Source organism: Lutimonas vermicola (assembly GCF_038433205.1).
Classification (GTDB): Bacteria; Bacteroidota; Bacteroidia; order Flavobacteriales; family Flavobacteriaceae; genus Lutimonas; species Lutimonas vermicola.
The window spans coordinates 668,356-689,308 of record NZ_JBCDNA010000002.1; the positions used below are offsets into that span (position 1 = coordinate 668,356).

The 20,953-nt window shown below is 39.3% G+C and carries 19 protein-coding genes; 11 read left to right on the forward strand and 8 right to left on the reverse strand.

All coding sequences use genetic code 11. The features are described from left to right. The first annotated feature begins 95 nt into the window (after positions 1-95). The 6 genes from AABB81_RS10385 to AABB81_RS10410 all read left to right on the forward strand — a co-directional run bounded on the left by AABB81_RS10385 (position 96) and on the right by AABB81_RS10410 (position 6,320). Complete coding sequence (locus AABB81_RS10385; RefSeq protein ID WP_342160402.1) at positions 96-1,919, forward strand: NAD(P)H-dependent oxidoreductase subunit E; 1,824 nt, start codon at positions 96-98, stop codon at positions 1,917-1,919. After that, a complete protein-coding gene (locus tag AABB81_RS10390; RefSeq protein WP_342160404.1) occupies positions 1,894-3,180 on the forward strand; it encodes an NADH-quinone oxidoreductase subunit B family protein in 1,287 nt (428 codons plus the stop codon). The genes AABB81_RS10385 and AABB81_RS10390 overlap by 26 nt, the downstream gene beginning before the upstream one ends. Positions 3,181-3,191: 11 nt before the next feature. Beyond that, a complete protein-coding gene (locus tag AABB81_RS10395) occupies positions 3,192-4,646 on the forward strand; it encodes a Ni/Fe hydrogenase subunit alpha (RefSeq protein ID WP_342160406.1) in 1,455 nt (484 codons plus the stop codon). Further along, positions 4,627-5,106 (forward strand): hypothetical protein, encoded by a 480-nt coding sequence (locus tag AABB81_RS10400; protein ID WP_342160407.1) that lies wholly within the window; start codon positions 4,627-4,629, stop codon positions 5,104-5,106. The genes AABB81_RS10395 and AABB81_RS10400 overlap by 20 nt, the downstream gene beginning before the upstream one ends. A gap of 77 nt (positions 5,107-5,183) precedes the next feature. Next, a complete protein-coding gene (gene hypB / locus AABB81_RS10405) occupies positions 5,184-6,035 on the forward strand; it encodes a hydrogenase nickel incorporation protein HypB (RefSeq protein ID WP_342160409.1) in 852 nt (283 codons plus the stop codon). A 24-nt stretch (positions 6,036-6,059) separates the two neighbouring features. Continuing rightward, positions 6,060-6,320 (forward strand): HypC/HybG/HupF family hydrogenase formation chaperone, encoded by a 261-nt coding sequence (locus tag AABB81_RS10410; protein WP_342160410.1) that lies wholly within the window; start codon positions 6,060-6,062, stop codon positions 6,318-6,320. A gap of 60 nt (positions 6,321-6,380) precedes the next feature. On the opposite strand, the gene AABB81_RS10415 is transcribed toward AABB81_RS10410, so the two are convergent. From AABB81_RS10415 to AABB81_RS10435, 5 genes are read right to left on the reverse strand one after another with little or no spacing between them, the layout of a single operon-like run. Then, positions 6,381-7,451 carry an AI-2E family transporter gene (locus AABB81_RS10415; RefSeq protein ID WP_342160411.1) on the reverse strand — a complete coding sequence of 357 codons (1,071 nt, stop codon included), beginning with the start codon at positions 7,449-7,451 and terminating at the stop codon, positions 6,381-6,383. Between the two features lie 17 nt (positions 7,452-7,468). After that, complete coding sequence (locus tag AABB81_RS10420) at positions 7,469-8,863, reverse strand: efflux transporter outer membrane subunit (RefSeq protein ID WP_342160413.1); 1,395 nt, start codon at positions 8,861-8,863, stop codon at positions 7,469-7,471. Further along, positions 8,860-9,903, reverse strand: coding sequence for a hypothetical protein (locus tag AABB81_RS10425; protein ID WP_342160415.1), 1,044 nt, complete (start codon positions 9,901-9,903; stop codon positions 8,860-8,862). The genes AABB81_RS10420 and AABB81_RS10425 overlap by 4 nt, the downstream gene beginning before the upstream one ends. Continuing rightward, entirely contained in the window at positions 9,893-10,966 is a 1,074-nt protein-coding gene (locus AABB81_RS10430; RefSeq protein WP_342160416.1) for an HlyD family secretion protein, read from the reverse strand. The genes AABB81_RS10425 and AABB81_RS10430 overlap by 11 nt, the downstream gene beginning before the upstream one ends. A gap of 43 nt (positions 10,967-11,009) precedes the next feature. Further along, on the reverse strand, positions 11,010-11,459 hold the full coding sequence (locus AABB81_RS10435) for an ion channel (protein ID WP_342160417.1): 450 nt from the start codon (positions 11,457-11,459) through the stop codon (positions 11,010-11,012). A gap of 191 nt (positions 11,460-11,650) precedes the next feature. On the opposite strand from AABB81_RS10435, the gene AABB81_RS10440 reads away from it, so the two are divergent. Further along, the gene (locus AABB81_RS10440; RefSeq protein ID WP_342160418.1) at positions 11,651-12,643 is read left to right on the forward strand and encodes an acyl-ACP desaturase; all 993 of its coding nucleotides are present in this window, start codon (positions 11,651-11,653) and stop codon (positions 12,641-12,643) included. Positions 12,644-12,656: 13 nt separating this feature from the next. On the opposite strand, the gene AABB81_RS10445 is transcribed toward AABB81_RS10440, so the two are convergent. Continuing rightward, a complete protein-coding gene (locus AABB81_RS10445) occupies positions 12,657-13,490 on the reverse strand; it encodes a CvfB family protein (RefSeq protein WP_342160420.1) in 834 nt (277 codons plus the stop codon). Positions 13,491-13,601: 111 nt separating this feature from the next. Here AABB81_RS10445 and AABB81_RS10450 point away from each other — a divergent pair, with 111 nt between their 5' ends. From AABB81_RS10450 to AABB81_RS10465, 4 genes are all read left to right on the forward strand, one after another. After that, complete coding sequence (locus AABB81_RS10450; RefSeq protein ID WP_342160422.1) at positions 13,602-15,428, forward strand: M61 family metallopeptidase; 1,827 nt, start codon at positions 13,602-13,604, stop codon at positions 15,426-15,428. A gap of 132 nt (positions 15,429-15,560) precedes the next feature. Continuing rightward, positions 15,561-16,127, forward strand: a complete 567-nt coding sequence (locus AABB81_RS10455) for a sugar O-acetyltransferase (protein ID WP_342160424.1) — start codon at positions 15,561-15,563, stop codon at positions 16,125-16,127. A gap of 8 nt (positions 16,128-16,135) precedes the next feature. After that, positions 16,136-18,379 (forward strand): efflux RND transporter permease subunit, encoded by a 2,244-nt coding sequence (locus tag AABB81_RS10460; RefSeq protein ID WP_342160426.1) that lies wholly within the window; start codon positions 16,136-16,138, stop codon positions 18,377-18,379. Positions 18,380-18,392: 13 nt separating this feature from the next. Continuing rightward, positions 18,393-19,133, forward strand: coding sequence for an outer membrane lipoprotein-sorting protein (locus AABB81_RS10465; RefSeq protein ID WP_342160428.1), 741 nt, complete (start codon positions 18,393-18,395; stop codon positions 19,131-19,133). Between the two features lie 3 nt (positions 19,134-19,136). Here the strand turns inward: AABB81_RS10465 and AABB81_RS10470 are convergent, their stop codons facing one another. Further along, positions 19,137-19,736 (reverse strand): SRPBCC family protein, encoded by a 600-nt coding sequence (locus tag AABB81_RS10470; RefSeq protein WP_342160430.1) that lies wholly within the window; start codon positions 19,734-19,736, stop codon positions 19,137-19,139. Positions 19,737-19,770: 34 nt separating this feature from the next. Beyond that, a complete protein-coding gene (locus tag AABB81_RS10475) occupies positions 19,771-20,919 on the reverse strand; it encodes a sulfotransferase family protein (protein WP_342160432.1) in 1,149 nt (382 codons plus the stop codon). Positions 20,920-20,953: the final 34 nt, after the last annotated feature.

Below are 20,953 nucleotides of genomic sequence, written 5' to 3' on the forward strand. Positions count from 1 at the left end.
GAATAATTTATTCCATTTAATATCAAAAACAATGATAATTATCATTGTTTTTAGGGTGTTAATTTAATATATTCTCCGATCAGTTTCTAACGATTATGGCTGCTCTACAAACCCCCCCGCCAAAATCCTCTTTGATGAATATCCTGTGGGATATTCAAAGAAAAAGAAGGTACATTGCTCCAGACGATATGACAAAAATTGCCAACGAATTTCGTATTTCCAGAATCGAATTGGAAGGAATTATTTCGTTCTATCATTTTTTTCACCGCTCCCATGCAGGTAATTACACAATCTACCTCAACAATGGCATTATTTCAAAACACGGCAATTATGCCGCTGTCAAAAGAGCCTTTGAAAAGGAGTTGGATATTTCGTGCGGCGAAACCACCACTGATAAAATGTTCGGATTGTTTGAAACCTCGTGCATCGGATTAAGCGATCAGGAAACTTCGGCCCTGATCAATTTTCACGCATTCACTGATCTTACGCCTGCTAAGGTTAAAAATATTCTTGGTCAATTGAGAAAAGGGGAAATGCCTGAAACGCTTACAGGAATCCCGAAAAATAATATTCAGTATACCCCAAAAAAAGACAAGACAGTTTTTTTTAAGCCATATACAGCAGGTGTCGGGCTAAAAAAATTAAAGAAATTATCTCCTGATCAGCTTATCGAGCTTGTTAAAAAGTCGAAATTATCGGGACGGGGAGGAGCCTTCTTTCCAACGGGAATGAAATGGGAATTCTGTAAAAACAATAGTTCTGATCAGAAGTTTATTATTTGCAATGCCGATGAAGGTGAACCCGGAACATTCAAAGACCGTGTTCTTATGAATAAATATCCGGGCTTAATGATAGAGGGGATGGCCATGGCTGCTTATGCCGTTGGTGCAAATTTTGGTTATGTCTATTTAAGGGCCGAATACTACTATCTAAAGGATAAAATTGAAAAAGAGATTAAAAATTTCAGGTCAAAAGGATTACTTGGTAAAAATATTTTGGGCATTGCCGGATTTGATTTTGACATCGTGGTCCACCTGGGGGCCGGAGCTTATGTCTGTGGCGAAGAAACGGCTTTAATAAGTTCTATAGAAGGCAAACGAGGAGAACCTTCCACCAAAGAATATTTTCCTGTAGAAAGAGGGCTCTTTGGAAAACCAACCATAATCAATAACGTAGAAACACTATGCGCGGTTCCCAGAATTCTCAGCATGTCTCTCGCAAAGTATTTAAAAATAGGTACCGAAGCCACAAAGGGAACCAAATTAATTAGTGTGTCAGGAGACTGCAAAAAGCCCGGTATTTATGAGATTGAGTGGGGGATGAAACTCAAGCAATTCCTTAAACTGATTAAAGCAAAAAACCCTTATATGATACTTTTTAACGGTTACGCAGGGGAATGCCTTTCATCGGCAGATTTCGATCGTGAAATCTCGGGAGAAAACCTGCTTGCCGAGCACGTACAATTCAAATGGGATGATCCAATCGAATACGCACGAAAAATGAGTGCGATCGGACTCAGGAGCGGCGGCTCGTTTATGGTTTTCAATGACCAGCGCGACCTCATGCCAATTTTCGAGAACATAACCAATTTCTTCGTTTCAGAATCTTGTGGTATTTGTGCTCCTTGCAGAACAGGAAATTTCCTTCTGTCAAAAAAGTTAAAAAAGATCATGCTTTGCCATGCAGAAAAATCTGATTTGGAAGACCTGGAAAAATGGAGCAGCATTATCAAACAATCAAGCCGATGCGGTTTGGGAAAAACTTCTACAAACTATTTACTTTCTGCCATGCTTAAGTTCCCTCAGGAATTTAACAAATGCCTGTTGGCCAGAAGTGACTTTAACAAATCTTTTGAATTTGAGAAAGTGACCCAAGATTATGATACCATTATCAATGAAATTGAAAAAGTCCATGGATAAAAAGATCAATATCAATATCGACGGTAAGGATTACCAGGTATTGGAAAATAAAAAACTAGTTGATGTCGCCAAGGAAAATGGAATATATATCCCAACGTTATGCCATTTCAGGGAAATCGAACCATCTCTAGGCACCTGCAGAATATGTACCGTCATGGTCAATGGAAAGTTCACCACAAGTTGTACTACCAAGATCAAAGAAGGAATGAACGTTAAGATCAATACACCCGAATTGATCGATACACGAAAAGCCATTATTGAAATGCTCTTTTCAGAAGGTAACCACTTTTGTCCGTCTTGTGAAAAAAGCGGCAACTGTGATTTGCAAAACCTTGCTTATGACATGGGCATCAGCGTTTCTCGCTTTCCACATGTCTTTAGCAACAAACATGTGGACTTTAATCCGAAAAGAATAATCATGGAGGCAAACAGATGTATCCTCTGCCGGCGTTGCGTTGAAGAAATTCAAAACACCGATGGTATGGATATTTTTTCTTTTGTGAATCGGGGCGTAAAAACAAGGGTTCATATTGATTATGAGCAGGAAGAAAAACTTACGGAAGCTGAGGCACTGCATGCCATGAATCTGTGTCCGGTAGGCGCCATTCTTGTAAAGGGAATGATCTACAAGGAACCCTTTGGAGACCGGAAATACGATATCCTTGGAAAAACAAAACAGACGAGTTCCGGTGATTTTTGCAGCCTTACATATGATGATGAAAAATTCATCGTAGCCACAACTTCACTGGCTGGCTGCTTTGGCTGTCATATGTCTCTGCTTGACATTGATACAGAACTGATCGATATATTGGAGATTGTTGAATTCAATAAGTCGCCGCTCACTGATATTAAAAAATTCAGCAAGCGCTGCCATGTTGGATTAATTGAAGGAGGGGTTGCAAATTCAGAAAATGTAGCTGTTCTTAAAGAGTTTAGAAAAAAATGTGACATACTTATCGCTTTTGGAGAATGTTCCGTAATGGGGGGAATTCCTGCTATGAGAAACTTTTTTTCTTTAAAAGAATGCCTCGAAGAGGCCTATATCCATGGTGTTACAAGTGAAATCGGAGCCAATACGATTCCAAATCACGAAGACATACCCAAACTTTTAAACAATGTGTATCCCTGTAATGAAGTAGTCAAAATCGATTACTTTATCCCGGGGTGCCCCCCAAATGCCAATCACATCTGGAAAGTTGTTAAAAGTATTCTGCTGGGGAAAGAATTCCCGGTGATGCATGAAGAATTCAAATATGATTAAATACATGTGTTATGAGTCAAAAAATAGTCATAGATCCTGTAACGCGAGTCGAAGGACACGGAAAGGTAACGATACATCTTGATGAGAATAACAAGGTGAAAGACTCATTCTTTCACATCGTTGAATTTAGAGGATTTGAAAAATTTATTCAGGGCCATCCCTATTGGGAAGCCCCTGTCATGGTGCAGCGGTTATGCGGTATTTGCCCCGTAAGCCATCATTTGGCTGCCGCGAAAGCCATTGATCAAATTGTGGGATTGGAACCCGAAGATCTGTCGATCAGCGCACAAAAAATCAGAAAACTCCTGCATTATGGGCAAATATTTCAATCTCATGCCCTGCATTTTTTTTACCTGGCTTCGCCTGATTTATTATTTGGATCGGATGCAAGCCCCAGCAAAAGAAACGTTGTGGGTGTAGCCATGGAATACCCTGAATTAGCGAAAAAAGGTATCCTGATGCGCAAATTTGGACAAGAAATCATCAAAATGATCGCCGGGAAAAGGATTCATGGAATTTCTGCCACTCCGGGTGGCGTTCACAAAAGAATTAGTCCCCAGGAACGAGACTATTTTCTAAACGGAAAAGAAATACCCTCGATTGATGCCATGATAGAATGGTCAAAGGAGATTCTTGAATTCATAAAGGTTTACCATTCAAAAAATCAAGAATGGTTTAATCAGTTTGCCGCTTTTCCATCCGGTCATTTAGGACTGGTAAACAAAAAAACCGGCGATCTTGAATTATACGACGGTTATCTCAGGGCAATTGACGCATCGGGCAGCATCACTTTGAATGATATCCCTTCTGATACCTATCAAAATTATTTTTACGAGGGTGTTGAAAAATGGTCTTATCTAAAATTTCCATATTTAAAACATCTTGGCAGAGAGCACGGTTGGAACAGGGTGGGACCATTGGCAAGATTGAATGTTTGTGAAGGAATTTCTACTCCCCTTGCTGCGTTTGAAAGATTGTCATTCCTCAATGCCACAGGAGGAAAAACCAATAATGCTTCCATGTACTCCCATTGGGCCAGGTTGATTGAGCTTCTGCATTGTGCTGAACTTATGAAAGAACTATTGGAAGACGATGACCTTTTGAGCTCCGACCTTGTTAGAAGAGGGAATAGACGCAGTGAAGGAATTGGTATTATTGAAGCCCCGAGAGGTACATTGATACACCATTATCAGGTAGACGAAAAAGACCGCATTACCCGATGCAACCTTATCGTCTCCACAACCCATAACAACGAAGCCATGAATCAAGCGGTTAAATGGGTTGCCAATGAGGTCATTGACGGTAATCAAAAGGTGAGCGAAGCCATGTTGAATCAGGTTGAAGTGGCCATAAGGGCCTATGATCCCTGTCTAAGTTGTGCCACACATGCCATGGGTCAGATGCCTCTGGAAATAACATTATACGATCATTTAGGAAATATAGCTGATGTCAAAAGAAGAAACTAGCAATATCCTGATTATTGGTATTGGTAATTCGGGCAGAAAAGATGACGGTTTGGGTTGGTTGATGCTTGACTTTATCAAAAAGAAATTTTTTAATATAGACTGTTTATACAGATATCAGCTACAAATAGAAGATGCCGAAATTCTGTCGCATTATGCTACCGTAGTTTTTGTAGATGCCACCAGGGAAAACACAGAAAATGGATTCTTTTTCAGGTCATGTCATCCAAACCAGGGTTTCGGGCTTAGCTCTCATATACTCGAACCCGAGACCGTACTTTGGTTGGAAAACAAATTATACCACAAGAAACCTGTGGCTTTTGCTTTGGGAATTGAAGGTAAAGAATGGGATCTTTCTCTTGATCCCAGCGAAGTTGGTTTGCATAATTTGAGTAAAGCGCAGGATTTTTTTAAAAATAACATACATCTGATCATAAAAAATAAAGCAAGCTTAATTTTATAAAGACAGTAAAGCTGATAGAAATCATATGCTTAGAAAAGTGAAACTGTTATATTTGAAAAAATTAAAATCAATTTCTTATGTGTGGTACTTGCGGTTGCGGAAGTCCGGACGGACACATTTCCATTCAAAAACCAGGAACTGAAGTTCATCATCATCATCATCATGGTCATGATCATGCACATGATGAACACATTCACCACTCGCATCATGAACACAGCCATGGTGAACATAGTCATTCACATACCCACAGTCATTCACATGATTCGGTCAAAAAAACAGTCATTGAAGTTGAACAGGATATCCTCCAACACAATGACCTCATGGCATCGAGAAACAGAGGGTATTTTGACGCAAAAAACCTCTTTGTCATTAATCTTGTGAGCTCTCCTGGCTCAGGTAAAACCAGTCTTTTGGAAAGGACGCTTAAAGACCTTAAAGAGGACGTTTCTTTTGCGGTGATAGAAGGTGATCAGCAAACCATGCAGGATGCCAATCGGATCGATGCACTCAATGTTCCTGTGATTCAGATTAATACCGGAAAAGGCTGCCATCTTGAGAGTGACATGGTTTATGATGCCGTAAAACAATTGAATCCTCGACAAGATTCGATCCTGATGATCGAAAATGTGGGAAATCTTGTTTGCCCCTCGATGTTTGATCTTGGAGAAAGAAAAAGAGTTGTTATTATCAGTACAACCGAAGGTGAGGATAAACCTTTAAAATATCCGGATATGTTCCTCAGTTCGAACATTTGTCTGATTAATAAAACAGACCTCCTGCCCTATCTGGATTTTGACCTTGAAAAACTGAAATCATATGCCCTACAAGTCAACCCTGAGTTGATATTTTTTGAAGTATCGGCCACTACCGGAAAGGGGATGGAAAAATGGTATGACTGGTTAAAAAAAGAACAAAAAAATAACTTGTGAAATTAATTTCTAAAACATTACACTATGTGTCTTTCAATTCCGGGAAAATTAATTAAAATAACCCATGAACTAGATGAAATATTTAGGGTTGGCAAGGTTTCATTCGACGGAATTATCAAAGAAGTAAGTCTTACACTGGTACCGGAAGCCCAAGTTGGAGACTATGTCATGGTGCATGTTGGAGCGGCCATAAGTATGGTTGATGAGGAAGAGGCTAAAAAAACATTTGATCTTCTTAAACAGCTGGGAGAATTAAATGATCTGGACGATTCCTCCGTAAATTAACAATAAAAACTCCCTTAAAGGGAGTTTTTATTAACTGAATAAGCAGCACTATTCTTTAGATTATTTTTCAATTTTGGCTCCTGTCACTCCTTCAGCGATCCAGGTGGAGTAGATTTGATATCCCAAAGCCAGCACCACGGGTCCTATAAAAAGCCCAAGTATACCCTGCAGCATCATGCCTCCCAGTGCCCCGATCAAAATGACCAACATGGGCGTAGTTAAACCCTTACCCAAAAGCATGGGTTTTAAAAAATTGTCTGCAATAGCCACAAAGACGACATAGACTGTAAATATGATGGCCGGTGTAGTATCTGCATAAGAAAAGACGATAGCAATTGCAGGAATCATGGCGAGCAAGGCCGGAATTTGAATAATGGCAAAAATCAGTACCATAAAAGCAAAAAGGCTGGCTGCTGGTAATCCTATGACGACAAATCCAAGATAAGCCAGTGCGGCCTGTATAATGGCAACCAACAGGATTCCTTTGACAACACTTCGTATCGTGCCTACGCACATAGACATAAACTCCTCTCCTTTGCCTGGTGACAGCCTGTTCACAAAGTTCACTCCAGACTGGTATCCGATATCAGCCGAAGACATAAACACCCCTGCAATGATCAGCGCAAACAATCCGAGTGCAACAGATCCCATCAAACCGGCAAAACTGCTAAAAAGCCAACCCAAAGAATTTGAAATTTCACCTTTATATTTTACGATAAAATTTTCCAGGTCCTGCGAAGCGTTTGACCAGGTGCCGTGAATTTTTTTCCCTATCAAAGGCCATTCCTTTACCTTATCCGCAGGAGGTGGTACCTCAAGTGTCCCTTCATTAAAACTCTGGTATAATTCCCGTCCGGAATCAATAATGGATCCTGTCAGACTTATCGTTGGAAGAATAATCAATGTAACGAGTATCAAAATAAAGACCGTAGTGACAAGCCCCTTTTTCTTTCCTTTTGTCAAATTCATTAATTTCTGATAGAAAGGATAGAGGGCAACAGCTACAATGATTGACCACACAATAAGGGTAACAAAGGGTCGCACAATGTAAAAACTCCAGACCAGAAGCAAGGAGAGCAGGACAATTTTGATGTAAACATCAATCGGATTCTTGGATTCGTTAGTTTTCATATTAAAAGGGTTTTAAATTAGTTCAATTCTTTAATGTCTTCTCTTTCTGCATACCAGCCTCCTCCCAAGGCCTGGTAGAGGCCCACTATAGAGGTTATCTGATTTTTAAAAGCTTCGGAAGCCCTTAATTCTGCATTAAACTGAGAGCTTTGAAGATTCAACACTTCCAGATAACTTGTAAGCCCTCCGTCATAACGAACCCAGGCTAGTTGTGAAGCTGTGGTCGCCATTAACATTTGCTCATTTCGCAGGCTATATTCTCTCTTATAAGTCTGAACCGCAATCATCGCATCCTCTACTTCCTGTAAGGCTAACAAGTAAGAATTCTCATAATCCAAAAGCAATTGTTTAGTTCTGGCTTCCTCTACCTCCACATTTCTTTTCAATTTTCCAGAATTAAAGATAGGGCCCAACAATTGAGCGCCCAAATCAGCAAATAAAAATGAAGGATTTACCAATTGCGCTCCCATATCGAGACTAAGGGTTAGTGAAGGATATTTTAATGCTTCTGCAACACCTATCCTCAGGGTTTGAGCATGAAGCCTTCTTTCTGCCTGAACAATATCAGGCCTCCTGTCTAAAAGTTCAGAAGGCAGGCCTACCGGAATTTCGGGGACAGAAATCTGATCGAATAGTGTCAAACCCCTCGGAATACTTCTGGGTGCAGTTCCCAGCAAGACACTGATGGCATTTTCAATCTGAACTCTTGACCTGTCAAAAATCTCCAGGGCAGTTTTTGCTTCACTCAACTGAATTTTAGCCTGGGAGAGGTCTACTTCACTAATAAACCCGGCATTAAATCTCGCCTGCATTACATCGAGGTTTTCTTGAAAATTTTTTGCCGTTTTTTCAGCAATGATCATTCTGTTATCTATGTCTCTCAGTGATACATAGGTAGTCGCTACTGCCGACACCACACTGATGTTTAATGATTTATAGGCTTCTTCTGTGGCAAAATAATTTTGCAAGGCAATTTTATTCATGGTTTTGATCTTCTGCCAAAGATCTACCGTATAGGATACATTAACACCGCCACCAGCCTGATTCGACAATCCTGAAACCTCCGAATTTGCTAAACCGGAACCATAAGCATTATATCCAATAAACGGATAATAATCAGCCTTGGCGATATCAATTTGCAGCTGAGATTCTTCAATTCTTGAAATAGCGACCTGGATACTTTTGTTATTGACCAAAGCGGTATCAATCAGATCAACCAAAATACTATCATTAAACAACTCCCACCAAGGCAGGTTTGACACACTGCTGTCTTTTGGAAAGTCCTGCGAAAAAACCACAGGGCCCTTCATGTCGTGGCGCTCGTAATCCTGCCCCACCTTGCAGCTTTCCATATACAGCGACAGGACAATAAAAAGGACCAGGAATAAACTATATTTGAGTGTCTTTTTCATACTGATTTCTCCTTTCTTGAATTAAGGATTCGATTTAGAATTCCAAAGGCAAGTACAACATAACTAACAGCTATTGATATCTGAACAACACGGCTCCAAACCTTGCTGCCTGCATCTGCATCCGAAGAAGTGACCGAGCCAAGAATCAACAGAAAAGTTGAAAACCCGCTCCCAAAAATTGCAGCGTACTTATTATCTGAAAAAAGCCTGCTTGCAAAGAAAATACCTATGCTAAGTGCCACCAGGATCATAAAAACAAAATTAGGTACTATGACAAGTAATTTATAGGCCAGAATCCCAAACAATCCTCCCAGGATGTTCGCAACAATCAGTACCAGGCCAACCTTTGGATTTGCCAGGGCAGGACTTATTGACAAAATGGCAATAAAGGTGAGTACAAGCGTACTGGAAGACAACTTGAACATATAAAACAGCAGCAGTACAGGTGTAAGGATCAAGATAATGCTAAGGGCATATTTAAAGCGCTCAGGCTCAGTTTGCTTTTTTACGTCTTGTATTTTTTTCTCAAATGGTAGATCCGCCTCACAAAGTGGAAATACCTTAAAAACCAACTGAGACAAAATTATAGCCATAAAGGCATTAAAAACCAATCGAACCGCAACATAGCTTCCTATGGCTCCCGAATCAATCGAAACAAATGGGATGATCACTAAACTCACCAAAGAAAACAATTTGACCATCATTGGGAGCTTATCCGTATAATACAGCCACAAAAGAGAAAGCAATAGCAGTGGCATAAAAACCAAGGCATAATCTAAAAACAATTCTGTAAATATAACTGTGACACCAGTGATCAGGGTCAATGTAAGAACAAATCCTCCATCCTGCTTAAGCGAAAGCGGTTTGGCTCCCGGCGCCATATAACCCAAGGCAAGTACAGAAGTGAGATAGGCCAGGTCGTAATTCATCAGCGAGGTGACCCCAAGTATAAAACAGGATCCCAATACATACCTCATCATTGGAACAAGTGACTTCCAATCGATTGAAAATGCAGGTATTTTTTGCAGTTTATCTAACATACGACAGAAGTGAAATTATCTTTAGCCTCAAATGTGCAACACTATTTAAGATAAAACTATCTCCGGTATAGACAACAACATCCACCTGGCCTCCAAGCCGATAAAGATCCCTTACATCAGGGTCGTCACTTGTAATGATCACCGGGAATCTCTGAGGATCCTGAAGCCATCCTTTCTTGTCTGAAATTGAAGGAAGTCCGCCTTTGTTGGTTTGATCGGTGGCAACACCAAAACCAAGGCTTCTTACCTTTCCGTTAAATATTTTTCCCGGGGCTATGTCAAGTACAAATTCAACTTCATTGTCAATTCGCATCTTTGATAAATTATTTTCTTTCAAATTTGCCTGTATCCATATGTCTGAGCTGGAAATGAGCGTTGTGATAGGCTGGCCGGCCGAAGCGTAGTATCCGAGATCCACATCAAAACTTTCAATAACACCGTCGGTAGGTGCAATAACTGTTGCAAACTCAAGATCCAGTAGGGCTTTTTCAAGTTTCTGGATCGACCTTCTTATTTTTGGATTATCAGGCCCCGATTCTCCCAGTGATTGCTTTGCTCTTTCAAGACTGGCTTCGGCAGACGCGACCTGCTCTACAGCCTGAAGCAAGGCCGTTTCCGACTGATCTTTATCTGCCTCAGACAAGGCCCCTTCATTTTCTTTCATGACTCTTTGAACCCTGTCCCAGTTTCTTTGTGCCCTGTCTAACTGGGCTTTTGCCACGCCCAGTTTTCCCGCAGATGATTTTACAGATGCCGAACCTGCCGCGACGGATTGTGTTGAGTTGTCAATTTCTGCCTCTGCTATCTCAATCGCGATTTCAAAAGGTCTTTTATCAAGTTGCAAAAGGGTGTCTCCGGCATTTACCCTGGAATGTAAATTGATATTCAGGTCGGTAACAACTCCAGATACTCTTGGACTAACCGGTGTGATCAAACCATGAATCCTTGCCTGATCGGTATAAGGCGTATGCCTGTCTGAAAGGACATACCAAATAAAAAATACCGCCGTGATCAGCAGGACTATCAGGCTTACTTTTTTTATAGAACTCTTGTCTTTTCCCATAAAATTATCAAATTATTAACAAGGTTTGATTTACGGTTATTCACTAATTAACGCGCTTGTTTTTATTCTTTTTCTTCAATAACTCCTGGAAAATGGCAAACATAAACGCTGTTGACCATCCTATAAGGGTGATGCCATTGATCGCCTCCAGACCTGACAGAATCCTGTTTGTTGAGCCTATTGTAATTTCTCCATAACCCAAAGATGTAAAGGTCACCAAAGAAAAATACATAGCCTTTTCAAAAGTCTCAATCTCTGAAATACCTGGAAGAATCATGTATAATAAAGCCCATAAGGCCGATTGAATGAGGTGTAAAAAAATAAGAAAAATAGATGTGGATATTAAAAGTTTTGCACCTTGCTTTCTAAAGGACTCCTCACTAAGGACATTTCTTTTCTTATCGTATTTTTTCATCCAGAATAAAGTACCATAGCCTTGAACATTTACAGTTAAAACAACGACGGCTAATCCCAGGATAATGTTTAGGAGCATGCTTTTTCTTATAGAGGTTTGGATGTCTAAATTAGGATTTTTAAAATTAAATAACAACTTAATCAAGTTTATGTACGACAATATTTATGTTTATATCATTGAATTTCAGTAAATCATACAGAAATGACAATAAATAATCAAATTTCATAAAAACTAATTATCTTCGCAACTCATATTAAACCCATTTAAGGATGTCTGTTAAGAATATAAGAAAGGAAGTGATGTTAACTCTTGAGAAAAATGTTGGAACCTTTCTTAATGACTATTTGATCCCACCGGAAAAGATCTGGCAGCCTACTGATTTTCTGCCTAATCCGCAGTCGGATTCCTTTATGGATGAGGTTGAAGAAATCAGAGAGCTCTCTAAAGACCTTGGCAATGATTTCTGGATTTCCCTTGTTGGTGATATGATCACCGAAGAGGCATTACCTACCTATGAATCTTGGTTAATGGATTTGGAAGGTGTAACACAACACGGTGAGAACGGAGATAACGGATGGGCAAAATGGGTAAGAATGTGGACAGCAGAAGAGAATCGACACGGAGACGTTTTGAATAAGTATATTTACTTGTCAGGAAGGGTGAATATGAGAGAAGTTGAAGTCACGACACAACATTTGATCGCCGACGGTTTTGACATAGGAACAGCTAGAGATCCTTACAAAAACTTTGTTTATACCAGTTTTCAGGAACTTGCTACTTACGTTTCACATAATAATGTTGCCAAAATCGCCAAAAAAGCAGGGATGAAAAATCTCGGAAAAATGTGCAAGATCATCGCAGGAGACGAAATGAGACACCACAAAGCCTATACAGAATTTGTCAGACAAATATTCAGCGTTGATCCAAGTGAGATGATGATCGCCTATTTTGATATGATGAAACTTAAAATAACGATGCCTGCAGTGCATTTAAGAGAATCTTTTGGAGCTCAGGGAACCCTGTTTGAAAAATTTTCTGAGGTAGCGCAAAGAGCTGGTGTTTATACAAGTTTTGATTATGTAGACATCATGAGAAAACTAAACCTCGCCTGGGGTATTGACAAAATTACCGGCTTAAATGCTGAAGCTGAAAAAGCAAGAGCCTATTTGATGAAATTACCGGAAAGAATGGAACGTATTGCAGAAAGAATAGTTGTTCCGGACACCAATCATCAATTCAAATGGATGAATCCCCTTGTCTAAAGCCTGAAACGATTTATGTGTTTTTTACAAGATACAATCCGTCGTTGCGAATTTCGATAAGTTTCTTTTTGTAAAGATGCCCTGCTGCTCTTTTAAAAGCCTTTTTGCTAAGACCTATGGATTTTTTAACCTCTTCAGGTGTACTTTTATCTGTAAGCGGAAGAAACTCACCTGCTTTTTTGATAGCTTTTAGCAAAACATCTGTATTTGATTCCACACTTTTCTTGTACCCCAATGGTTCGAGTAAAAGATCTATTTTACCATCTTCTCTTACCTGCTTTATATATCCTTTTACCTGATCACCAACTTTTACTTCTTTATGGATATCTGATTTGAAGATTAAACCTTGATACAAATTGTTGACTACTGCATTGATTCCAAGGTTGCTCTCCCTGTACAATAAGAGGTCGACTTCATCGCCTCTTTTTACATCTATTTCATCGGCAAACACAAAATCTTCCACTCTTTGAGATCCACGGATGGCACCTGTATCTTCATCTTCAAAAACAAAGAAAAGATATGAGGAATCTTCTTTCAATTCTTCCATTTGCTCTTCCAGAGGAACAAACAATTCCTTTTCAAGCCCCCAGTCAACATAAGCTCCCTGATCTGTGAGAAACTTTACTTTCAGAAAGGCGAATTCATCCACCTGAGCAAAAGGCATCCTTGTACTGATTTTTTGTGAGCGATCTTTGTAGACAAAAACATCTATAGATGTACCTGTCTCCAGATCCTTGCCTATTTCCTCTTTTGAAAGAAAGATCTCCTTTCCTTTTTTATCCTGGAGATAAAAACCCTTTTGGTCCTTTCTCACAATGTCCAGCTTGTTGATTTTTCCATTTTCCATATCCGGGGTAAAGATATCTCTTTTTTAACAAAGCCCTAATAATTAATGACACTATGATTTTGCAATTATTATGAATATATTTACCTGCCGAATTCAGCCGCCTACTATCTTATGAAATCAATTATCTACGCTCTTGTTGTTTGTCTGTTTGCAACGGGAAAACTATATGCTCAGACGCATATTAAATATGAAATATCTTTTAAAAATGCCGTTCACCACGAAGGTGAAATAGCTGTTGAATACAACGGTGTTGACATGGATACCCTGTCGGTTCGTATGAGCCGTACCTCCCCGGGGCGCTATGCCATTCATGAATTTGCCAAAAACGTTTATGCATTTAAAGCGGTTGATGGAGGCGGAAATAAGCTCAAGGTCACACGTCCTAATCCATATCAATGGGATATTACAGGACATAGTGGCATCGTGAAAATCTATTATACCTTATTCGCAAATCATGGAGACGGAACATATGCTCAAATCGATGAGACCCACGCACATCTCAATATTCCTGCGACTTTTATATATGCCCCAAGCCTTGAGAACCGACCCGTTCAAATCAAATTTCACCCCAGGAAAGACCTCAAGTGGAAAATTGCAACGCAGCTAAAGCCCTTGAATGAAAACGAGTATTATGCACCTAATCTGGACTATTTTATGGATAGTCCGGTAGAGATCAGCGATCACCGGATCAGGACTTTTAAAACCCGTTCAGGAAATAAGGAATACGATATTAATTTTGTCTTGCATCAGGCTGACGGATATGAAGGATTTGATGCTTATTTTGAAAAGGTCAAAAAAATAGTGGAGACCGAAATGGAAATATTTGGGGACTTACCAGACTTTGATTACGGCTCATATTATTTTCTGGCCTGTTATATGACCAACGTTGATGGAGATGGCATGGAACACAGAAACTCCACGGTACTGACAAACCAGGCTTCACTGTCAAATGGCGGTGATCGACAAAATATAGGAACAGTGGCACATGAATTCTTTCATGCCTGGAATGTTGAGCGAATAAGGCCTGCATCTCTTGAGCCTTTCGATTATACGGGTGCTGACATGTCGGGAGAATTATGGTTTGCCGAAGGATTTACCAGCTACTACACGTATCTAACCCTTTGCAGAACAGGAATCATGTCAAAAGAATATTACGCTTCGAGTTTGTCTGGGCCACTTGGATCTGTGTGGAACTCACCCGGGAGAAAATATTTCAATCCTGTTGAAATGAGTTATCAGGCGCCCTTTGTAGATGCGGCCACTTCAGTTGACCAGGTCAATAGAGAAAATACCTTTATTTCATATTATACTTATGGAAACGTATTGGGACTGGCTTTGGACCTGAGCTTAAGGAACCTGGAAACCGATAAATCTTTGGACGGGTTTATGCGACTCGTTTGGCATGCCTATGGAAAAAATGAATTGCCTTATACTTTAAAAAACCTTCAAGACGCGCTAACTTCTTATACTGATGAGTCATTTAGCGATGAATTTTTCAATGCCTATATTTATGGGAGTGCCATGCCCGATTACCAATCCCTTTTAGCCTCGGTTGGTATTGGCTTTTCTGAGCTTTATGAAGAGAGACCCGTCCTGGGGGCGCAAATTCAACAAATAGATAATAAATGGCTGATCAGTTCAAATCCTACCCAAGGTGCTTCTCTCTATAATGCAGGCCTTTCAAAAGGGGATAAGATTGTTTCCATTGACGGGAAACTAACCAATAATAAGTTAAAACCAAATGAACTTCTGAATCTGTATAAGGCAGGAGAAACCGTCAAGGTGGTATTTAACCGCTACGGCCGGCAAAAGGAAACCGAACTGACCTTTACCAAAAACCTATCCTTTAAAACCTATTTGATAGAAAATCCTTCAGAAGAATTAAGACAAAGGCAAAACCTGTGGTTGGGTAAAACATCCGGCGAAGGCAAACCATAAATCAATCCCAATACATAGAAATAGCCTAGGAAAGGCTTTGGTCCTTAACTTATGAAAATCCAATTGATATTTTAAGAGGAAAAATTTGATTATTACCTATATTTGGTATAGTAATTCAGACGAATACCTTTTATGACAGAAAAATCAAAAATGCTTTCAGGAGAATTGTACAATCCCAATGATCCGGTTTTAATATCAGAAAGACACCGTGCGAGGATTCTGTTTCAAAAAATCAACCTGTTATCTGATGACAGTAAAAAGGAGCGGAAAAAATTATTGTATGAATTGCTTGAAAATGCAGGTAAAGGTCTATGGGTAGAACCCCCTTTTTATTGTGATTATGGTTATAATATATATACCGGGAAAAATGTGTTCTTTAATTTTAACTGTGTTCTTCTGGATGTTATGAAGATTGACATTGGAGATCATGTACTTGTTGGCCCTGACGTTCAAATTTATACAGCAACGCATCCTCTGGATGCAAAAACAAGAAATTCCTGGCTTGAATTTGGCAAGCCTGTCAGTATAGGCAGCGATGTCTGGATCGGCGGAGGTGCTATTATTTACCCGGGAGTAATTATTGGAGACGGAGCGGTCATTGCCGCAGGAGCAGTTGTTACTAAATCGGTCCCCCCCAACGTGGTTGTGGGAGGGAATCCGGCAAAGATCTTAAAAGAAATAGACAACTCAATTGATTAATCATACACGTGAAGATAGATAACATATCAAAACAGATCATACGGTTCAGGTGGCTTATCATACTGACGGTAATCCTGGGTACAGCGTTTTCGGCTTTCCAATTAAGTAAACTCAGTATTGACGCCGATATTTTAAGCTCACTACCCGATGATGACAAACACGCCTTACTTCTTAAAAAAATAGGTGAAAATTTTGGAGGGAACAGGATGGGTATCGTTATCCTGGAAACTGATAATATCTATGAGACTAAAGTTATTGAACATATAAGAACACTCACGGATACCATAGCAAAAATTGAAGGGATTTCTTCAGTGTCGAGCCTAACTAATATTATCAATATAAAAGGTAGTGATGAAGGGATTGAAATTGGGAGGCTCGTTGATGAATATAAATTACCCGCAACAAAAGAAGCCTTTGATGAACTTCGAAGTAATATAGCTGCCAATGAGATGTATAAAGGTTCCATTGTATCGGAGGATGAAAGTTCCTGTTTGGTCGTTTTTACACTGGAAGATAAAGCTGATGTAAATACCGTGGCACGCGAAGTACTCGATAAAACCGAGGCGCTTCAACTTCCTGAAAAACTTTATTATATAGGCTCTCCCATGCTGATTACTTATATTGCCGCATTGATGAAGAATGACCTCATCACGCTTTTGCCTATTGCATTTCTACTGATTGCTATGATCCTTTTTGTGAGTTTCAGGTCGGTAAAAGGAGTGATACTTCCTTTACTTTCAGCTATTATTGCCATTGTCTGGGCACTGGGAGCCATGTCTTTTATGGGCTACTCCATGTCAATGATCTCCAATAATATTCCCATCATCCTTCTTGCTATTGGAAGTGCCTATACCATACATGTGGTCAACAGGGTGGATCAATTACGCAGTATAGCTGATAAGAATGTCGTTAGATCTGCTTTAAATTATGTTATACTACCGGTAATTCTGGCTGCCATAACCACGATTATAGGATTCGTATCCTTTATTTTTGGGGCCTATCTTGAAATGATTGTCGATTTTGGAATTTTCACCGCTCTGGGAACCTTTATTGCCTGTTTGATGGCAGTCCTTTTTGTACCTGCAATGCTGTCAATATCCCCCGGCCCAACTAAAAGAAAGTTAACACGTAGGGATGAAAATAAATTCATAGAAAAAAGAATCCTGCTTCCTATTAAAAACCTGTTGTTCCGGAGTCCTAAATTGATTTTATGGATGTGGTTGCTGGCAATTGGAATAAGCCTTACCGGAATTATGTCTATTGAACGGAGTGTTGATATTCAGGAATACTTTAAAAAAGGAAATCCAACCAGAGAAGCTGAAAGGATCATGGTTGAAAAGTTTGGAGGAACCAAACCCGTATTTGTTCATTTTAAAGGAAATATGCAGGACCCGGAGGTCTTAAATACCATGATGCAGACCAGTGCTTATATGGAGAAAAGTGAGGATATCTATACTTCGATGTCGGTAGCGAAATTAATTTCTGAGCTTAACCTTGCCATAACAGGAAAACGGGAAGTTCCTGAAGATATAGCCATGGTAGAGCAATTGTGGTTTTTACTGGATGGTAATGAAGTTATGCAACGTTTTGTAAGTGAAGACCTGAGTGAGGGTATAATTATCTCAAAATTCAAGTCGCCCGACAACAAGGCTAAAATGATATTTTCAAAATATATGAATGACTTTATCAAAGAAAACTCCAGAGAGGATTGTCAAATACAAATAACAGGTATGCCCTTTGTCGACATTACCATGGACAGAAGTTTGATCAATAGCCAGCTGGGAAGTATCTCTATCGCTATTGTATTTGTGATTATCATCGTCGGTTTAATCCTGAGGTCGCTGATCAACGGTGTGTATGCCGCTGTTCCGATCATTGCAGCTATTATCATACTTTTTGGCGTTATGGGGCTTACAGGGATTTCACTAAACATTGCAACTGTTTTGGTGGCTAGTGTGGCACTTGGAATAGGGATTGATTACTCAATTCATATTATATCCCATTTTAATGAGATCTATAAAAAGACAGGACAATTGGAAAAATCCATAAACGATACCCTTTTGATCAGTGGAAATGCCATAATCATTAACGTCGTATCGGTTTCGGCAGGATTTTTGGTGCTCGTATTTTCAGAAATGGTTCCTTTGCAGTATTTTGGTATCTTGATTGCGATCAGCATGGTGAGTTCGAGTCTTGGTGCCATGACGCTGTTGCCCGCGATACTCATCATGATTCATAAAAAGAAAACCTAAGCATATTGTACCTATGAAGACATTAAAGATCACCCTTGCGAATTTACTTTTCCTTATTATTGCTATGCCTTTATACAGTCAAAGTGCAGCGTCTTTACTCAGAGGTATGGACGACCTGATGTCGGCTCCAAAAGACAAAGAAGCAATTGTCAAAATGGTTTTAAAAGACGGATCGGGTAAAGAAAAAGTGAGAGAGGCCATTATGAAACAAAAGGGCCAATACCATAAAATATATCGCTATACCTATCCTGAAAAACAAGTTGGCACAGCCACATTGTCACTTCCTGATGACATCATTTGGTTGTATATGCCTGCTTTTAACAAAGCCGTTAAAGTTACCCTTCTCAGTAAAAGTCAAGCTTTTACCGGTACAGATTTTTCTTATGAAGACATGAGTGGAAGTTCTTTCAGCGAGCGATTCACACCAAAAATATTGCCTTCGACCGATGATGATATCTACCAGCTGGAGCTTATGCCTAAATCGATGAGATCGAGATATTCGAAGATTATCGTTTTTCTCGACAAGACCCATCTTTATCCAATTAAAATGGAATATTTTGACGACAATAAAGTATATTTTAAATCTGCCACTTACGAATATAAAAAACAAGGTAACTATTGGTATGCTGAAAGGGTGATCATGAAAAATATCAAGAAGGACCATTCTACCGAAATTCTTATCAACAAAATCAAATTTGACCAGGGGTTGGATGATTCCGAATTTACTGTTGAGAATTTAAAACCAAAAAGTTAAGCCCTAATTTTTTAAAAAATTGTATGTGTTCCCTTTATATTTTTCTTCCTTAATCATCTCTCTCAGGCCCTCCATGGTATAAAAAGGTGAATCTGTGACAAACATATTTGCTAACCAGGCCTTTATGGAGCCTCCTGGATCAACCTGCATTTGAAAAATCACTTCTAACTTGTCTTCTGAAACAACATTAACCTGCCAATAACCAAAACCATCCAACCTCACCAAATCTCTATCAGACCCTTCCTTTCCTTCTATAAGTTCTATCTCTACCGTTAGTGTTTTGCCCTTTTTATCCCAGTCAAAAACATTACTGTAAATTCCATCCCTGTTTTTATAGGGCCAGGGAGCCTTCGCAACTGCATAATAGGTTTGACTCAATTCATCGGGGCGACTGATCAGTTTTGCCTCGGTAAGGTTGTAACCCCATTTGGTAAGGCTTCCCACATCATACAATACAGATAAAAATTCATCAACGCTTGCCCTGATTTCCATAACAGCTTTAAACTCCTTAAATGACATAATTGTATTGGTTCGGGTAAAAACCTTGATACCGTTTTTATCTTTGACCAGTTTCCATTGCTCCTGTCCATGTATTTGAAACATGAAAAACAACAAAATGAAAAAACTGAAAATATTTTTATTTTTGATCATCTTCTTTAACTTCTATATGTTTGGGAATGCCATAGCCCCACTCCATCATGGCAAAGCCCCATTCTGCTTGAATCTTTTTGATAAGTTTTGCAGTTATTTGGTGCTTGTTTTTTTTATAACTCTTTATACGGTCTAAATAAACGTCAAAATGAGGTTCACTTTCTTTATAACCAGGGAGATCAAGACTTTGATACAAATCCCTGATGCAGGCCTTTGGATCAGTTTCCAAGGTCTCAAAAGCTATTTCAACCAATTGCTTTTCAGGAATAAGTTCTCTTTGTTTAAGATAATCGTTCATAAGATCCTTATAAAGTTCAAAAATAAAGTCATCTAATTCCTCTTGGCCAATAGTTTGTAATTGCAGGTGGGGCAACATCTTAAAAAAGAAATTACGAGTGGATAAATAGACTTCAACGGGATTTCTGTGAATATGTATAAACCTTGCCTCTGGGAACATTTCGAGTAACTTTTCTATTCTTGCCGTGTTTGGCGGGTTCTTCGAAAGAAATCGCGTTCCCCCTGTATTTTTAAGGGCTTTTGATATTAATAGTTTATAATCCCTTTCCCAGGATTCCACCCTTGATTGATCAATACCCTTAAATCTGATAAATTGTTCATAAAAGAATTTCAGGGATCTTGGAAACATCCAGAAATAATAAAAACTCAATGGGGTTTTATCGCCTAATGCAAATTCCTCCTCCTGTGGCAAACTTGTACCTAGTATCACATTATCTCCCATTCTTGTTCCGGGTATCAGAATTCTTGCGAACCCCTCAAATATAAACCTTCCTGCCTTATTGAAAAGCGTGTCAGGAAAAACACTTTGGTATGTTGTCGTATAAGACATTTGAGGGTCCTGACTCAGTATATTATGCAAATGTGTGGTTCCGCTTCGCCAATGTCCAATAATAAAAACTGGGGCATTTTTAATTGCTGCCCGACTGTATTTCTTATTGATGAATATCTTTTCATAAGATCTGAATGGCCAGTTGATGATATTGATCAACACCGTCAAAATTGCCCGAATTAAAAACTTTAAGGATATTTTGTAATGACCGAAGAGGTAGAGCAATACATTCAATGAATATCCTACAGCAGGAGGTAAAAGAAACCCTTTTTTCTGACTTTTGGTCATAGTTATTATTTAGAGATTCCTTTAAACATTGAGG

Coding starts and splice junctions, on each gene's coding strand:
- AABB81_RS10465 (WP_342160428.1), top strand. CDS start 18,393: ATGAAGACATTAAAGATCACCCTTGCGAATTTACTTTTCCTTATTATT.
- AABB81_RS10445 (WP_342160420.1), bottom strand. CDS start 13,490: ATGGAAAATGGAAAAATCAACAAGCTGGACATTGTGAGAAAGGACCAA.
- AABB81_RS10420 (WP_342160413.1), bottom strand. CDS start 8,863: ATGAAAAAGACACTCAAATATAGTTTATTCCTGGTCCTTTTTATTGTC.
- AABB81_RS10435 (WP_342160417.1), bottom strand. CDS start 11,459: ATGCTCCTAAACATTATCCTGGGATTAGCCGTCGTTGTTTTAACTGTA.
- AABB81_RS10395 (WP_342160406.1), top strand. CDS start 3,192: ATGAGTCAAAAAATAGTCATAGATCCTGTAACGCGAGTCGAAGGACAC.
- AABB81_RS10450 (WP_342160422.1), top strand. CDS start 13,602: ATGAAATCAATTATCTACGCTCTTGTTGTTTGTCTGTTTGCAACGGGA.
- AABB81_RS10410 (WP_342160410.1), top strand. CDS start 6,060: ATGTGTCTTTCAATTCCGGGAAAATTAATTAAAATAACCCATGAACTA.
- AABB81_RS10430 (WP_342160416.1), bottom strand. CDS start 10,966: ATGGGAAAAGACAAGAGTTCTATAAAAAAAGTAAGCCTGATAGTCCTG.
- AABB81_RS10425 (WP_342160415.1), bottom strand. CDS start 9,903: ATGTTAGATAAACTGCAAAAAATACCTGCATTTTCAATCGATTGGAAG.
- AABB81_RS10455 (WP_342160424.1), top strand. CDS start 15,561: ATGACAGAAAAATCAAAAATGCTTTCAGGAGAATTGTACAATCCCAAT.
- AABB81_RS10415 (WP_342160411.1), bottom strand. CDS start 7,451: ATGAAAACTAACGAATCCAAGAATCCGATTGATGTTTACATCAAAATT.
- AABB81_RS10400 (WP_342160407.1), top strand. CDS start 4,627: ATGTCAAAAGAAGAAACTAGCAATATCCTGATTATTGGTATTGGTAAT.
- AABB81_RS10470 (WP_342160430.1), bottom strand. CDS start 19,736: ATGTTTCAAATACATGGACAGGAGCAATGGAAACTGGTCAAAGATAAA.
- AABB81_RS10440 (WP_342160418.1), top strand. CDS start 11,651: ATGTCTGTTAAGAATATAAGAAAGGAAGTGATGTTAACTCTTGAGAAA.
- AABB81_RS10475 (WP_342160432.1), bottom strand. CDS start 20,919: ATGACCAAAAGTCAGAAAAAAGGGTTTCTTTTACCTCCTGCTGTAGGA.
- AABB81_RS10385 (WP_342160402.1), top strand. CDS start 96: ATGGCTGCTCTACAAACCCCCCCGCCAAAATCCTCTTTGATGAATATC.
- AABB81_RS10390 (WP_342160404.1), top strand. CDS start 1,894: ATGAAATTGAAAAAGTCCATGGATAAAAAGATCAATATCAATATCGAC.
- hypB (WP_342160409.1), top strand. CDS start 5,184: ATGTGTGGTACTTGCGGTTGCGGAAGTCCGGACGGACACATTTCCATT.